At 32.1% G+C, this 17,116-nt stretch carries 13 protein-coding genes; 8 read left to right on the top strand and 5 right to left on the bottom strand.

Translation table 11 applies throughout. The features are described 5' to 3' along the window. The first annotated feature begins 306 nt into the window (after positions 1–306). From AQ1685_RS14520 to AQ1685_RS14555, 8 genes are all read left to right on the top strand, one after another. Positions 307–3,201, top strand: coding sequence for a hypothetical protein (locus tag AQ1685_RS14520; RefSeq protein ID WP_095073318.1), 2,895 nt, complete (start codon positions 307–309; stop codon positions 3,199–3,201). Further along, the gene (locus tag AQ1685_RS14525; protein WP_095073319.1) at positions 3,194–4,411 is read left to right on the top strand and encodes a S1 family peptidase; all 1,218 of its coding nucleotides are present in this window, start codon (positions 3,194–3,196) and stop codon (positions 4,409–4,411) included. The genes AQ1685_RS14520 and AQ1685_RS14525 overlap by 8 nt, the downstream gene beginning before the upstream one ends. Positions 4,412–4,740: 329 nt before the next feature. Beyond that, positions 4,741–5,154: an HYC_CC_PP family protein gene (locus tag AQ1685_RS14530; protein WP_231970201.1), complete on the top strand. Its 414-nt coding sequence runs from the start codon at positions 4,741–4,743 to the stop codon at positions 5,152–5,154. A gap of 109 nt (positions 5,155–5,263) precedes the next feature. Continuing rightward, complete coding sequence (locus AQ1685_RS14535; RefSeq protein ID WP_095075088.1) at positions 5,264–8,971, top strand: efflux RND transporter permease subunit; 3,708 nt, start codon at positions 5,264–5,266, stop codon at positions 8,969–8,971. Continuing rightward, a complete protein-coding gene (locus AQ1685_RS14540; protein ID WP_095073320.1) occupies positions 8,968–10,185 on the top strand; it encodes a TolC family protein in 1,218 nt (405 codons plus the stop codon). The genes AQ1685_RS14535 and AQ1685_RS14540 overlap by 4 nt, the downstream gene beginning before the upstream one ends. A gap of 4 nt (positions 10,186–10,189) precedes the next feature. Continuing rightward, positions 10,190–10,927: a heavy-metal-associated domain-containing protein gene (locus tag AQ1685_RS14545; RefSeq protein ID WP_095073322.1), complete on the top strand. Its 738-nt coding sequence runs from the start codon at positions 10,190–10,192 to the stop codon at positions 10,925–10,927. A gap of 1 nt (position 10,928) precedes the next feature. Then, a complete protein-coding gene (locus tag AQ1685_RS14550; RefSeq protein ID WP_095073323.1) occupies positions 10,929–12,701 on the top strand; it encodes an efflux RND transporter periplasmic adaptor subunit in 1,773 nt (590 codons plus the stop codon). Between the two features lie 20 nt (positions 12,702–12,721). After that, the gene (locus AQ1685_RS14555; RefSeq protein WP_095073325.1) at positions 12,722–13,150 is read left to right on the top strand and encodes a heavy-metal-associated domain-containing protein; all 429 of its coding nucleotides are present in this window, start codon (positions 12,722–12,724) and stop codon (positions 13,148–13,150) included. Positions 13,151–13,524: 374 nt separating this feature from the next. Here AQ1685_RS14555 and AQ1685_RS14560 read toward each other — a convergent pair whose 3' ends face one another. The 5 genes from AQ1685_RS14560 to AQ1685_RS14580 are packed head-to-tail and all read right to left on the bottom strand — an operon-like array spanning position 13,525 to position 17,116. Then, the gene (locus AQ1685_RS14560) at positions 13,525–15,477 is read right to left on the bottom strand and encodes a heavy metal translocating P-type ATPase (protein WP_095073326.1); all 1,953 of its coding nucleotides are present in this window, start codon (positions 15,475–15,477) and stop codon (positions 13,525–13,527) included. Between the two features lie 10 nt (positions 15,478–15,487). After that, positions 15,488–15,694, bottom strand: coding sequence for a GDCCVxC domain-containing (seleno)protein (locus tag AQ1685_RS14565; RefSeq protein ID WP_095073328.1), 207 nt, complete (start codon positions 15,692–15,694; stop codon positions 15,488–15,490). Then, positions 15,694–16,287 carry a mercuric transport protein MerTP gene (merTP, locus tag AQ1685_RS14570; RefSeq protein WP_095073330.1) on the bottom strand — a complete coding sequence of 198 codons (594 nt, stop codon included), beginning with the start codon at positions 16,285–16,287 and terminating at the stop codon, positions 15,694–15,696. Before merTP ends, AQ1685_RS14565 begins: the two co-directional genes overlap by 1 nt. Then, a complete protein-coding gene (locus tag AQ1685_RS14575; protein WP_095073332.1) occupies positions 16,284–16,646 on the bottom strand; it encodes a DUF3703 domain-containing protein in 363 nt (120 codons plus the stop codon). Before AQ1685_RS14575 ends, merTP begins: the two co-directional genes overlap by 4 nt. A 56-nt stretch (positions 16,647–16,702) precedes the next feature. Further along, positions 16,703–17,116: a Fur family transcriptional regulator gene (locus AQ1685_RS14580; protein WP_095073334.1), complete on the bottom strand. Its 414-nt coding sequence runs from the start codon at positions 17,114–17,116 to the stop codon at positions 16,703–16,705.

Genomic DNA, 17,116 nt, shown 5'->3' on the forward strand with positions numbered 1-17,116 from the left:
TGTTAATGATTTTTAAAATTAATTATGATTCAAATTTAAATTAGTAAAAAGACTCTCTACCAAATTATCCCAGATAACAAAAAACAATATGTAATTCTAAAATCAACTCTAAAAACAAAAATCGTACTAAATTAGTAATGCTAATTCTTATTGGGATAGGATTATAACCTGAAATAAACTTTACTAGTATATCCCTTCAACTTTCGCCTTAAACTACTTATTTTTAGGTATTTTAACGTTTCGTATTTTCTTGTATATTAAAAATCTAGTAGATAACTTACTAAACTAATTAACCGACTTTTAAATATGAAACTAACAACTACTTTTATTTTTTGTGCTTTATTTTATCAAATAACTTTAGCACAAAAATCTGCTCCTGTTGCTGGAGATGCAGCTCAACTTATCGATCTTTTAAAAAAAGATTACAATGCAGTGAATCCTGAAAACAAAGATGAAATCATTTCTAGAGATATGTTTAAAGTTACTTCTATTTTTAAAACATATATGAATGATCAACAACGTAATGATTTAAAAAACACTACATGCTCTCAAACATATACTAGCCTTAAAACTATTACTAATGATCATTTAACAGAAGCTAGAATGTTAGATCCGAGAGTAAACGATAAAGACACTTTTTGTGGAGCTATAAATGATATTTCGGAAATATATGAAGAATATGAACTTGAGAAGAAGAAATTTAATGCTATGAGTTCGAATTCTAGTTCTAGAATCAACCTTATTGAAGATTTAGCTGAATATAAAAAAGAATTTTATGAAGCAAAGTTTTTCAAGGACATTTCTGAATTGTATCAAATAAAAAATAGTTACAATAGTAACAATTCGTATTTAGCAGCTGTTGTCGAAATTTTTATCAGAAAGTATGCTACAGTTCATTACAATAAAGATGATATTAATTCACAAATAAATTATAACTCTTCAGTACAAAAAGCAGCTGGTTTTTTGGGTGGGGATTTAGCTTTTGAAACTATTATAGATGGTTTGAGTAGGTTTTTAGTAACACGAATTAAAGAAGAACTAACTACGCATGCTATTGAGAAAATTCAAAACTATTTAAAGAATCCTAGTCAGAAAAGTTATTTAAATGAATTAATGATTTTGCTTCCTACTGCTACAGACTATTTGAAAAGTTTTGAAGCCAGTCAAGTACTAAATTTCACAAATGATTTTAAACAATATATTGAAAAAGATCTCAATAACTTACTATCAAATGCTCGTAATTTAAAGAATACTGCTCGTTTTAAAGCTCTTATTAACAAAAATCCAGACATTGAATTTGCATTTGAAGCGCTAGATCTAATTCCTCAAATCTCAAAAATTAAAGAGCCTCTTGATTATTTCAAAATTATAGAAAACAGTAAAACTCTTAATAACTGGAGTAATGATACATCAAAAAAGATAAAATTTAATATTGCCAATGGTATCAATTTAACTTCTTTATTGGCTCATAGTTTATTGGTTATAGATGAAGGTAAACGAAAATTAGTATCACTAGATTTTATGAGTGATTATGGCTCAGAAAAAGAATTTTATTTACTCTACATAGGTTTTCTACAACAACAGAATAATAAGTATTTTAATGTAAAGTTCACAAAAGATGGTGCAACCGAAGTTCCATTAGATTTTAAACTCTTAATGACAAAATTTTCCCCAGATAACATTCAAATCACCAATAAAGCATTTGTATTTTTTAAAGAACATATTATAAATATTGTAAGTAATACTGAAAAGTTACAAGAAGTCATTGCCAGCATCAAACGTGCAAATAAAGACGATGATAAAATTAAAACTACAGAAGTTCACAATCTAATAGAAACCTTGATTGAATTTTCGGAAGAAATTACAATTACTTCTGATGATATTATAAGAGAAGGAATCAATTTGGGCTTATTTTCTAATTTAGATATCGATACTACTACTATTGTAAATAAAACTAAACCTTATTTTGAAACCGCAAAAAAAGTAAACTCTATCTTTTTAGATTTACATAATAAAAACTACACCACTGCAATAACAACATCTTTAGATATTGTAAACGATTACACACATAAAGATCTTTCACTAGCCAAACTTATTAATATAGAAAATCAGCTTGTAAATGCTAGTGACCTCACACTTTTAAAAACCTTTTTAGAAAGTAAAAGTATTCCTGGAAATGAAAAGAAAAAGAATGCACTCAAAGATTTGGCTGTTCTAGTACAAGAAATTATTTATCGTCCAACGATGAATATGAATTTGACAGCCATCAAAACCCAATTTGATAGAGTACTTTCTGCTATTGATTCAAATGAAAACAATAATTTTAAAAAGGAATTAAAACAGCTAAAAAGTGATATTGAATTACAATATAAAGATGTATTAAAAGAATATGCAGGTATTAAACTAACAGAAGTTTTTATAACACCAATTCATAACTTTATAGATGGTAAATCCATAAATGCTAATATCAAAACAAAATTAAAGACATATGTAGAAGATTTTACAAAAAATGCTTCTAAAGCATATTTATTAGGTGAGGATAAAGATTTAAAATCTTCCAAAGAAAACTTAGTCCGTTACTTAACTGTTTATGTACCAGAATTATCAAACGGTATTTTTAATGTGAAAGATAAAAATGTACTTCGTATTATACATTTCATTACAGACGTGGCGCTTTCAAATAATGCTAAAGACGTAGAAAATGCTTTAGAATCTTTTGCGCTACCTGCAGGAAGTTCTTCTGCAAAAGAAAAAGTTAACTCTTATTTTTCTATTAACTCATATCCTGGAATATTGTTTGGTAAAGAATTTACCACTAATGATAATGCAGAACATATTGGAATTACAGCTCCGGTAGGTATTTATGCACAATTATGGAAAAGTGAAAAAACAACATGGGGCTTATTTGTACCCATCATAGATATTGGAGCACCAGTAAGATTTCGTTTTGACGATAATAAAAATACTGAAACACTACCCGATTTTGATTTTAATGATATTTTCTCCCCTGGATTATATATTAGTATAGGGTTAAATAATTCTCCTTTTGCATTCAACGCAGGAATTCAATATGGACCAAAATTACGAGGTATTGATAATGGTTCTGGAGTATTAACAAATATCGAAGCCTATCGCGTAGGCGTAGGTGTTGTTATTGATATTCCTTTATTTACTTTATATACAAGTGGAATCGATGATTAAAAAGCCTAGCATATATCCTTTATTAATTTTAGCTTTTTTTATTAGTTATACATTAACCTCTTTAAATAAAAATAGTATAGCTACGAAAAGCTTATTACAACAAATTATCAAAGGAGTTGTTGTAGATAGTGAGGGAATTTCACTACCAGGTATTACTATTTTAAATAAAAATACTGGTAAAGGAACTACCACAGATTTTGACGGTAATTTTAGTATTGAAGCTTCTTTAGGAGATGAATTGGTATTTACTTACATAGGCTTTGAACAAAAAAGTATTATTATCAGTAATATCGAGGAAGAATTAAGCATAATATTAAATGAAAGAGCTGCTTTAAATGAAGTCGTTGTTCTGTCAATAAGTGAAAGCGAAAGTGAACGAAGTCAAAAACAGCTCATACCTTGTTGGAATGCTCCTCGACTTATTAGTCCATCTATTTATGACAGTAGATTTGAATCTTATGAACTTGATTCGTCAACTATTTGGCAACAAAAAATCAAAAAACAGATAGAATCTGTTGCCATGATTGTCGAAAAAGAAAAGTTATATATGGTTTCTGAAAACGAATATGAACTTGATATTTCCAATTCACTAAAAGAAATTTATAATCTATGTGATAATCAAAATTTTCAAGAACAACCTGTAGTAGGAAACGGCACTGGTTTTATTATTTCTGAAGACACTATGGTTACTGCGAATCATGTTTTTGAAAGAGATGTTGATAGTTATGTTGTAGTTTTTGGTTTTGAAGTCATTAATGAATCAGGCAAAATACATAGTCGAATAAAAGATTCAGATATATTTTACCCAAAACAAGTTATTAATCGTTTTGAAGATTTAGATGTAGTTACTTTTAATGTTGATAGACCTTTTAAAAGACCAAAACTTGATTGGGAAACTTCATCTAAATTAAAGGAGAGTAATGAAATTTATATGATTGGTAATCCATCTGGATTACCAACTAAAATTTCTTTAAATGCTGACATCATTGATAATTCAACACTTGAGTTTTTCTACACCTCTTTAGATAGTTTTCAAGGAAATTCAGGATCTCCAATTTTTAATTTATGTACAAATAAAGTTATAGGTATTTTGGTTTCTGGTGAGATCGATTATGAATATAACGGTGATTGTTATCGAACTACTTTATGTACTTTTCCATATTGCAAAGGAGAGAAAGTAATACGTGTAGAAAATATTATGAGAAATTGAAAAGACGAAAAAGTAGAAAGTTTTAAAACAAAAAAGCCTTACTAAAACTAGTAAGGCTTATTGTGAGCCCTGAAGGAGAAGTATCGAACTTTTTATTTCAAGATTTTGAGATTATAGTGAGTTTCATTAATTGTAAAAGTTCACGTTTTTGATTTCAGAATACTATAAAGTATTTAGATAAAAAAATAGAATCACTTCTTTCTCTCTATCTTTTTGAGCTTAAAGAAAAGAGGAGGACAATTAAATTTAGCCACTCTTTATTCATTTGGTATATCTCAAAAACTTATTCTGTATTTTAATTTTTTAAAAATTGTATCTTTGCTTCATAGATGAAAAATATAATTCATAAAATAATGTCTTTAGCAATGGCTTTAGTAGTGTTATTCTCTACAATGTCATTTACTGTGAATATGCATTATTGTGGAGATACTTTAGTAGAAACTGCCATATTTCAAAAAGCCAAAGGTTGCGGAATGGAAATGGATAAACCATCTACTGAAGGGTGTTCTATTACCAAGAAAAATTGTTGTAATGATGAACAATTAGCATTTGAAGGTCAAGATGAACTACAACTGCAAGTTGATAAAATTACGTTTGAGCAACACCTATTTATAGCTTCATTTGTTTATACTTATATTAACCTTTTTGAAGGTTTAGACAATAATGTATCTACTTACGAAGAATACAAACCACCACTCGTCGTCAGGCAACTCTACAAGATTGACGAGACATACTTAATTTGATTTTTAAACAATAGACTTTTTTATCCTATGACAGCAATGTCGTAAGGATAATTTGCTGTATTCGGTGTTTTCCAAACACCAATGTCTAATTGTTAAATTATCAAAGCCAATGCTAAATAAAAGCATCAAATTTTTAATAGAAAATAAACTCGTAGCAGTTTTATTATTAGTTCTCTTTATAGGTTGGGGAACAGTCAACGCACCTTTCAATTGGGATACAGGATTCTTACCAAGCAATCCCGTGGCTGTAGATGCCATACCGGATATAGGGGAAAACCAACAAATCGTTTTTACCAAATGGGATGGTCGTTCGCCACAAGATATAGAAGACCAAATTACCTACCCGCTAACCACATCACTTTTGGGAATTCCGGGAGTTAAAACCATACGTAGTTCTTCGATGTTTGGTTTTTCCAGTATCTATATAATTTTTGAAGAAGACATAGAATTTTATTGGAGTAGAAGTCGTATTCTCGAAAAACTCAATTCCTTACCAAGTGGTTTATTACCCGAAGGTGTTAATCCTGCTTTGGGTCCCGATGCCACAGGATTAGGACAAATATTTTGGTACACGCTTGAAGGTCGTGATGAAACCGGAAATGTAACTGGTGGTTGGGATTTGCAAGAGTTACGCAGTATTCAGGATTACTATGTAAAGTATTCGTTGTCCTCTGCAAGTGGTGTTTCAGAGGTTGCTTCTATTGGTGGTTATGTTCAAGAGTACCAAGTGGATGTTAATCCAGAATTAATGCGTCAATATAATATTGGATTGCATCACGTTGTAAAAGCAGTTAAGGAAAGCAATAAGGACATAGGTGCACAAACTTTGGAAATTAACCAAGTCGAATATTTAGTTCGTGGTTTGGGGTATGTAAAATCCATTTCAGACATCGAAAATGCAGTAGTCACTTCAGAAGATTATACTTCAATTAGGATAAAGGATATTGGAAAAGTCTCATTAGGTCCTGCAACCAGACGTGGCTTATTAGATAAAGAAGGTGCAGAGGTTGTTGGTGCTGTTGTTGTTGCTCGTTATGGCGCGAACCCAATGGAAGTCATTAATAACGTAAAGGAAAAAATTAATGAGTTAAGCGCAGGGTTACCTTCAAAAGTATTAGCGGATGGTAGAACATCACAAGTTACCATAGTGCCTTTTTATGACAGAACAGAACTGATACAAGAAACATTAGGCACACTTAACGAAGCATTGACTTTAGAAATACTTATAACCATTTTGGTCATAATCATTATGGTGTTTAATCTTCGTGCTTCAGTACTAATTTCTGGACTACTACCAGTAGCAGTTTTAATGGTGTTTATAGCGATGAAACTCTTTGGTGTCGATGCTAATATTGTCGCATTATCTGGTATTGCTATTGCTATTGGAACGATGGTCGATGTTGGTGTCATACTTTCAGAAAACATCATTCGGCATTTAGATGAAGATGATGGAAAACAATCCATTAATACGGTAGTTTACAACGCAACCGCTGAAGTATCTGGCGCAATCGTTACCGCAGTAATGACCACCATTATTAGTTTCATTCCCGTATTTACGATGATTGGAGCGGAGGGAAAATTATTCAGACCATTAGCATTCACAAAAACTTTTGCATTAACAGCATCTATAATTGTAGCTTTATTTTTAATCCCACCATTTGCTGCATTCTTATTCCGAAAGAAAAGCATTAAAAACACTTTTAAATATGTTTTAAATGGTGTTTTAATAGCATTAGGTATCGCTGCAATTATTTATGGGTATTGGTTAGGGTTGGTATTAATAGCTTTTGGAATTACAGCACTTTTCAATCTTCAAAATAAGATAACAGACAAACAAGCTAACCTTATTAATATTATTATTTCAGCATCAGCAATAGTATTCTTATTAGCCGAATATTGGAGACCATTAGGCGTTGATAAAAGCATTTTTTGGAATCTCATTTTCGTTAGTGTTATTTGCTTTGGGTTATTGGGTGTTTTCTCTTTATTTATCAAATACTACACACGCATTTTAAGGTGGTGTTTAGATAATAAGTTGCTCTTTCTATCAGTACCAACAGCTATTGTAATTGCAGGTTTTTTCATTATGAAAAATACAGGTAAAGAGTTTATGCCATCATTAAAAGAAGGTTCTTTTTTACTAATGCCAACCTCGATGCCACATTCTGGTGTAGAAGAAAATAAACGGGTTTTACAACAATTAGATATGGCAGTAGCCAGTATTCCAGAGATTGAAACCGTAGTTGGTAAAGCAGGTAGAACAGAATCAGCTTTAGACCCAGCACCGCTATCAATGTATGAAAATATCATTCAGTACAAACCAGAATATATGCTGAATGAAAAAGGACAACGCCAACGCTATAAAGTCAATGATGATGGTTTATTTGAGTTAAAAGATGGGCGATTTATTGCAAATCCAAATAATTCTGAAAATGTCACTTTAAGCTCGGTAAAAAGGTTTCAATTAATAGAAGATGACAATGGCGAGTTCTATCGCAATTGGCGACCAGAAATACAGTCACCCGACGATATTTGGAATGAAATTGTAAGAGTCACCAAACTACCTGGTGTCACTTCTGCACCAAAACTACAACCTATTGAAACCCGATTGGTAATGCTGCAAACAGGAATGCGTGCGCCAATGGGAATCAAAGTGAAAGGTCAAGATTTAAAGCAGATTGAAGCATTTGGCGTACAATTGGAAGACATTTTAAAACAAGCTGAAGGTGTTAAAAAAGAAGCTGTTTTTGCAGACCGTATAGTAGGGAAACCCTATTTGTTAATTGATATTGATAGAGAAAAAATTGCACGTTATGGTATTTCAATACAAAATGTACAAGATGTACTTAAAATTGCAGTTGGCGGAATGGTATTAACCCAAACCGTTGAAGGTAGAGAGCGTTATGGTGTGCGCGTACGTTATCCAAGAGAGTTACGAGCAAATCCTACCGATTTACAACAAATTTACGTCCCTGTTGAAAAAGGGAGTCCTCTGCCTTTAAGTGAATTGGCAACCATTCGATACGAACAAGGTCCACAAGTCATTAAAAGTGAAGATACCTTTTTAGTTGGTTATGTGCTATTCGATAAAATGGATGGTTTTGCAGAAGTAAGCGTTGTTGAAAATGCACAAGTACTAATCCAAGAAAAGATAGATTCTGGTGAGCTAATTGTACCAAAAGGAATCAACTATGCATTCACAGGAACGTATGAAAATCAGTTAAGAGCAGAAAAAACTTTGTCGGTTGTTGTGCCTTTAGCCTTGGCAATCATTTTCTTAATTCTGTATTTCCAATTCCGTTCTATAGGGACATCACTAATGGTATTCACAGGTATTGCAGTAGCGTTTGCAGGTGGTTTTATAATGATATGGCTCTATGGCCAAGGTTGGTTTTTAAACTTCAATTTCTTTGGGGAAAATATACGAGACTTATTCCAGATGCATCCTATTAATTTAAGTGTAGCAGTTTGGGTTGGGTTTATTGCACTCTTCGGTATTGCAACCGATGATGGTGTAGTAATGGCAACTTATTTAACCCAAACATTTGATAGAAACACACCAGATAATAAAAAGGAAATTAGAGCATCAGTAGTTGAAGCAGGTGAAAAACGAATCAGACCCTGTTTAATGACTACAGCGACCACGATTTTAGCATTATTACCAATACTTACATCCACTGGACGAGGAAGCGATATTATGATTCCTATGGCAATACCAAGTTTCGGTGGAATGCTCATTGCCTTAATCACTTTGTTTGTTGTACCAGTATTGTACAGCTGGAAAGCAGAAGTTCAACTTAAAAGAACATCAAAATGAAAAATATAATTCTAATAATCAGCATTTTGTTTGTTTCCGCTTTCGCGAAAGCACAAGAGCTTCAATCCTACATTCAAGAAGCAGAATCAAACAATCCAGAAATTCAAAAGTTCGAGTTACAATACAAAAGAGCTTCTGAAAAAGTAAACGAAGTGAATACCATTCCCAATACCGAATTTGGTGTAGGCTATTTTGTAAGTGAGCCAGAAACAAGAACAGGTGCGCAACGCTTTAAAGTGTCAGCAAAACAAATGTTACCGTGGTTTGGGACTATTACTTCGAGAGAAAATTACGTGAGTTCATTAGCGGATGCTAAATACGAAGACATTGTTATCGCAAAGCGAAAACTAATAGCTTCGGTATCACAATCCTATTATAATCTATACGCCAACAAAGCAAAGCAAGAAGTCTTAACTGAAAACATCAAACTATTAGAAACTTATGAGACGTTGGCATTAACTTCTGTTGAAGTTGGTAAAGCATCCGCAGTAGATGTGTTGCGATTGCAAATGCGTCAAAACGAAATGCAACAATTAAAAGATGTATTGCAACAACAATTTTTAGCAGAACAAACTAACTTCAATAATTTATTGAATAGAGATAATGATGTTACTGTGAATGTGGTAGATAGTTTACTGATACCTTCAGAAGACTTTGATATTACTTCTGAAAATTTAGCATTACATCCTGAATTACTAAAATATGATAAACTCTATCAATCCATAGAGCAATCAGAATTATTAAATCAAAAAGAAAGCAGTCCAATGATTGGTTTTGGGTTAGATTATATCAATGTTGCTGAAAGACCAAATATGGATTTTAGTAACAACGGAAAAGATATTGTAATGCCAATGGTGTCAGTGTCCATACCAATTTTCAATAAGAAATATAAATCCCAAACCAAACAAAATGAGTTGCAACAGCAGGAAATTACTGCTCAAAAACAGGAACGTTTAAATTCATTGGAAACTCTTTTAGACAAAGCGATTAACGAACGCATTTCTGCAAGAATAAGTTATGCTACCCAAACCAAAAACTTAAAGCAAGCTAAAGATGCAGAAGATATTTTAATCAAAAGCTATGAAACAGGAACGATTGATTTTAATGATGTTTTGGATATTCAAGAGTTGCAACTAAAGTTTCAAATGAACCAAATAGAATCTGTGAAGACTTACTATGTGCAAAGTACAATTATCAACTATTTAATTCAGTAAACAAATGAAACATATATATATAATAAAAGGAATGACCTGTGGCAGTTGTAAAGCATCTGTAGAAAAAAGTTTAAGAGATATAGATGATGTTTCCGATGTCGAAGTTAATCTTGAAAATCAAGAAGCAACAATAACTATGGATAAACATATTGATATTGTAGAACTTCAAAAATCCTTAGCATCAAAATATACCATAACTCAAAAAGAGGTAAAAAATGTTTTTACTTCTACGCAATCTTCAACTTTTGAAATTGAAGAAGAAAAAAGCAAATTACAACAACTCAAACCACTATTGCTAATCATCTTTTATATAGCAACAGCAAGTATATTATTACATTATAAAAATTGGAGTTGGAGTGCGTTTATGCTCGACTTTATGGGCTTATTCTACATTGTTTTTAGTTTTTTCAAGATGTTAGATTTAAAAGGTTTTCCTGAATCCTTCCGTATGTACGACCCTTTAGCTAAACGTGTTCCTTTTTATGGGAAAGTTTATCCATTTATTGAAACAGCTTTAGGACTAATGTTTTTAATGCGGTTTGAAATCAATATAGCCTTAAAAATTACACTAATAGTATTAGGGATAACAACTATTGGAGTAACAAAAACATTATTGGACAAAAAATCAATACAATGTGCGTGTTTAGGTACTGCTTTAAAATTACCTATGACAGAAGCCACTTTTATTGAAAATGCTATTATGATTGTAATGGCAATATTAATGTTATTAAACATCTTTTAAAATGAAAAAGTATATAATATATATTGGAATATTAGCTGTAGGTCTACTTTTAGGGTGGATACTCTTTGGTGGCTCATCAAAAGACGAAACAGACCATAATCACGATGCAGTTACAGAAACCAATCAAATGTGGACCTGTTCAATGCATCCACAGATTATGCAACCAGAAGCAGGAGATTGCCCCATTTGTGGTATGGATTTAATTCCTTCAGAAGCTGGCGCTGATGGTTTGGCAGTAGACGAATTTAAACTGACTGAAAATGCAATGGCTCTGGCAAATATCCAAACAACTGTTGTTGGTAAAGGCAATCTAGAAGGCAATACCATAAAACTATCTGGTAAAATTGCTGAAAATGAAGAAGCCAATGCAGTACAAGTCAGTTATTTCTCTGGAAGAATTGAACGTTTAAATGTGAGTTTTACTGGCGAAGAAGTCCGTAAAGGTAAATTATTGGCAACTATTTATTCGCCAGAATTGTATGCAGCACAACAAGAACTCATTACAGCAGCATCTTTAAAAGAATCACAACCTGCGTTATACAAAGCAGTGCGTAATAAATTAAAACTTTGGAAGCTCTCTGAAAATCAAATCAATCAGATTGAAGAAACCCAAAAAGTGAAGGAAAACTTTCCTGTGTATGCAACAGTTTCAGGAACTGTCGCAGAAAAACTGGTAGAGCAAGGTGATTATATTAAACAAGGTCAACCTTTATTAAAAATTGCCAATCTAAACACAGTTTGGGGAAATTTTGATGTGTATGAAAATCAGATTGATTTGTTTGAAAAAGGACAGGAAGTAATGATTACAACCAATGCCTATTCTAATAAAGAATTTAGAGGTAAAGTCGATTTTATAGACCCAGTTTTAAACACAAAAACAAGAACAGTAACCTTGCGTGTGGTTCTAAACAACAAGGATGATGTATTTAAACCAGGAATGTTTGTAACCGCAAATATTGATGGTGTTAAGAATGAAAATAAAGAAGCTTTATCTATTCCAGCATCTGCTGTGTTATGGACAGGTGAGCGTTCTGTGGTGTATCTTAAAACAAATCCTGACCAACCTATTTTTGAAATGCGTGAAATTAAATTAGGCAATCAAATTGGTAATGAATATGAAGTTGTAGAAGGTTTATTTGTTGGAAATGAAATAGTGACTAACGGAGCCTTTACGGTTGATGCAGCAGCACAATTACAAGGCAAGAAATCAATGATGAATAAAGATGGTGGTAAAGTAATGACTGGTCACGAAGGTCATTTAGGTATGGATAACAATTCATCCAACAAAGAAACAGACCACACCAATATGAATGAACGTTTGGAAGTATCAGAGAAATTTCAACAACAGTTAAATAGTGTTTACAATGAGTATATCAATTTAAAAGATGCTTTAGTAAAAGAAGATTCAAAAAGTGCTTCAACAAGCGCATCTACTTTACTAAACAATTTAACCAAAGTAGATATGAAATTGTTATCAGATAATAAGGCGCATAAACATTGGATGTCATTAGAAAAGGAAATTAAATCTTCTACAACTTCTATTTCTAAAGCGTCCGATATAAAAGCACAAAGAGACCATTTCAAGCATTTGTCATCACATCTAATCAATGCTGTTCAACTATTTGGTGTAAATGAAAAAGTCTATTTAGAATTTTGTCCAATGGCAGATAATAACAAGGGTGCGTTTTGGTTGAGCAAAGAAGAAAAAGTAATCAATCCATATTTTGGTGATGCAATGCTAACCTGTGGAGAAGTAAAACAAATAATAGAATAATAACAATTAAATTTTAAACAATGAAGAGAGTAATTTTAAGTATCGCTGTAATAGCAGCGTTAGGTTTAACAAGTTGTAAAAACGAAACCAAAAAAGAAACAGAAACTACAACAACTACTGAAATATCTAAAGATATGGCAATGAAAGAGTTGTCTTTTGGTGTAAGAGGAAATTGCGGTATGTGTAAAAGCACTATCGAAAAGGCAGCTAACGGTGTTGAAGGTGTTGCAAGTGCCAATTGGGATGTCGATAAAAAGAAAATAGATGTTTCTTTTGATGATTCGAAAACCGATGCAATGGCAATTCACAAAGCAATTGCAGCTTCAGGTTACGATACCGAAAAAGTGGCAGGTGATATAGATGCTTACGACGGTTTACCTGGGTGTTGTAAATACGACCATGAAATGGCTATGAATCAATATAGTGAAGTGAAAAAAGAAATTCATTAAAAATATTATTTTCAGACTTTAAAGGATTCGAACCATAAAACCATGAAAAACAATATCTTAAGTCAAAAAAAATAAAACAAAGCAGATAAGATAAGTATCGAATCACCTACTATAAACAACTGATATTCAGTGAAATAAAAAGAGATAAATATTAAATTTATCTCTTTTTGTGAGCCCAACGGAAGAAGTATCGAACTTTCTTCTTGAAGATTTTGAGATTATAGTGAGTTTTATGAATAGTGGAATTAAATAATAAAATTTTAATTCGGAAATAAAAAATTTGTTCATGGTTCAGTTTTTAAAACTATACTCTATGTTCAAATCTATTAGTTCAATTGTTAGTCCTAAGATAATGTTCTGATTGTAATTTTAAATTATCTCCAACTCATTCGTTGTAATCTAATTGCATTTAAGATTGCTAATAATGCTACTCCTACATCTGCAAAAACAGCTTCCCACATCGTTGCTAAACCACCTGCACCTAAAATTAAAACAATTACTTTGACCCCAAAAGCCAATATAATATTCTGGCACACTATTTTGCGAGTTGAACGGCTTATTTTAATAGCTCTAACTACCTTAGAAGGTTGATCTGTTTGAATAATGACATCTGCTGTTTCAATAGCCACATCACTACCTAAACCACCCATAGCAATACCAACATTACTTGCTGCTAAAACAGGTGCGTCATTAATACCATCACCAATAAAAGCCACTTTGTTTTCAGGATTTTTCTTTAAAATTTCAACTTTGTTTAATTTATCTTCTGGTAATAATCCACCTTTAGCATTTTCGATATTTAACTCTTTGGCGACTTGTTGAGTAATAGAGTCTTTATCACCCGAAAGCATCATTATTTTATTGATACCAACTTTTTGTAATTCTGTTATTGTCTGTTTAGCATCTTCTTTTAATTCATCAGCTATGACCACATAACCTGCAAAGTTATTATCTATTGCCATCAACACTATTGATTCTACAATAGAATCTGTTTCAGTTGGAACATCTATGTCATTTGTATTCATCAAAGCTTTATTTCCTACTAAAACAGTCTTACCGTTTACTATTCCTTTTAAGCCTTTACCTGCAATTTCTGAAACTTCTTTTGCTTCATAGCCATCTCCATTCTCTTTATACTCCATAATGGCTTTTGCAATAGGGTGGGTTGACTGTTCTTCCATAGCCATCAGGTATTTCATAAATTCGGATTCTTCCCAACCAATAGCTTTGACTTTCTTTATTTTAAAAACACCTTTGGTAACTGTTCCTGTTTTATCCATTACCAACGTGTTAATTCTGGTCATGGCGTCTAAAAATGAAGCACCTTTGAATAGAATGCCATTTTTTGAAGCTGCTCCCAGTCCACCGAAATAACCCAACGGAATAGAAATCACCAATGCACAAGGGCAAGAAATCACCAAGAAAATTAATGCTCTGTAAAGCCAATCTCTAAAAACATAATCATCTACAAAAAAGTAAGGAAGAAAAGTAACACCTATAGCTAAAAAAACTACAATTGGCGTATAAATACGTGCAAACTGTCTGATGAATAATTCTGTTTTAGATTTACGTGCAGTAGCGTTTTGAACCAAGTCTAATATTCTGGCAATTGAACTATCTTCAAACTTATTGGTTACTTCAACTTCAATAACACTATACAAATTGATACTCCCTGCATATACTTTAGCTTCTTTTAAAACAGAATCTGGTTTACTCTCACCTGTTAAAGCTGAAGTATTTAATGATGCTTTTGAGGATAACAACTTACCATCTAAAGGGATTTTTTCACCTACTCGAATTTGAATTTTTTCTCCAATATTTACATCTTCGGGCGACACACTTATATAGTCACCATCACGATACACATTGGCTTCTTTTGGTCTAACATCTAATAGTGCTTTAATGTTTCCTTTTGCTTTGTTTACTGCTGCATTTTGAAATAATTCACCTACCGCATAGAATAACATTACTGCAACACCCTCTGGATATTCACCAATTATAAATGCACCAATTGTAGCAATAGACATTAAAAAAAACTCGGTAAAAACATCGCCTTTTATAAGACTTTTCCATCCTTCTTTGATTACAGGAAATCCAACTGGAATATATGCTAAAGTGTACCAAACTAATCGAATCCATCCTTTAAATTGAGGAATGGAATCAAAATAATCTACAGCGATACCTACAATTAACATAACAAAACTTATAATAGCAGGAATGTATGTTTTGAATGCACTACCATCTCCGTGGTCGTGACCATCATCGTGAGAATGTTGTTCTTCTGAATTTGGTTTTAAACCTCTTAAATTGACTTTCTTTTTTTTCATCAAGTTAGTTTTAACAACAACTTTTGTTTTGTTGAATTGGTGGACAAGGAACTGTTCCATAAGAACAATACACACAACAATCTCCTTCGTTTGGTTTTAGAACCGTTTTACAATGCTCACACTCGTAAAAGAATTGACAAGCGTTAGTAGGCATATCTTCCACTTTTTTATATCCGCAGTTAGGGCAAGTGATTTCCGATTTTAATATGGTTTTCATTAATTTTCTTTTTTGTCAGTTACTTTATAACCCGTAGAATTAATTGCTTTCTCAATTTCCGCTTCATTTGTTTTTGTTTTGTCAAACTCAATGATTGCGTTACCATTTTCGTATGATGTTTTTGAGTTTATAATTCCGTTAAGTTTATTTACTTCGTGGTTTACGTGTGCTTCACAACTGGCACAGGTCATTCCGCTTATTTTATACTCTGTTGTTTTGATATTTGATTTATCGACTACTATGATTTGTTTTTCGCTGTTTGGATAAAATATACTTGAGTAGTATGGAAATGTCAACATCACTATTGCGAATATTGTTACAATGCCTAAAAAGGTTTTTGACTGAATAAATTTTGGTTTTTTATCCGTTTCACATTCACAGTCGATTTCTTTTTCTGGTGTTAATTTGTGATACCAAGCAAAGAGAAGAACTAATATAGTTAGCCCTATTAAGTAAGGTCTAAATGGTTCTATCCAAGAAAAAGTTGAAGCTACACCACTTGTTCCTGCAATTAATGCCAAAACAGGTGTGATGCAACACAATGAAGCTGTGATTGCTGTTAGGATACTTGTAATCGCTAATTTATTTTTCATTCTATATCTAATAATTTTTCAATGTCATTTGGAATAGGCATACGTTTTAATGGTGGTACGTTTGCGCCACCTGTATTACCAAGAGGAACGTGATTTATAAATGATTTCCAACCACCAACAAGCAATCTAATAATTTGACCGAATACTTCTTTAGTATCTTTTTGTCTAAATCCAAACTTTAGCATTAGCCAATGTGAATAGGTATGTTCTATAGGATAAGACTGTCCTATTATATGACTGCGTTCTAAATGAAACCAAGCATTACCAAAACGCTTATTTTCTAAACAGAAACTGTATTGTTTTAATTCTTCGTTATACGCCTGTTTGATATGTTTAGGTATTTTAGTATTAAACTTCATATCCACTAATTTTGGATAAAAGTAATTTAATAGTAAGTGCAATGGAAGTGCATTTGTTATCCACTACACTTATCACATATACCTTTTACAACCAAGTTTACATTTTCTGAAACAAAACCGTCAGGAACCTTTATTTGAGGTATTTTATGGTCTGTTAAGCAAATGGTTTCATTACAATTATTACAATGAAAATGTAGATGCAAATCGTTTTTTATATCACAATTACATCCCTCTTCGCATAACGCATATTTGGTAATTCCTGTACCATTGTCTATTTGATGAACAATGACTTTCTCTTCAAAAGTCTTAATAGTCCTATAAAGTGTTGTTCTATCTGCTTTTTCAAATGCATTTTCTATATCACTCAATGTTACTGCTACCTTTTTTTCAGCAAGAAACTTATAAATTAATAATCGCATTGCGGTAACACGTATATTTTTTGACTCTAATAGTTGTTCTATTGTTTTCAT

Origin of the sequence: Tenacibaculum jejuense, from assembly GCF_900198195.1 — a bacterium.
Taxonomy (GTDB): domain Bacteria; phylum Bacteroidota; class Bacteroidia; order Flavobacteriales; family Flavobacteriaceae; genus Polaribacter; species Polaribacter jejuensis.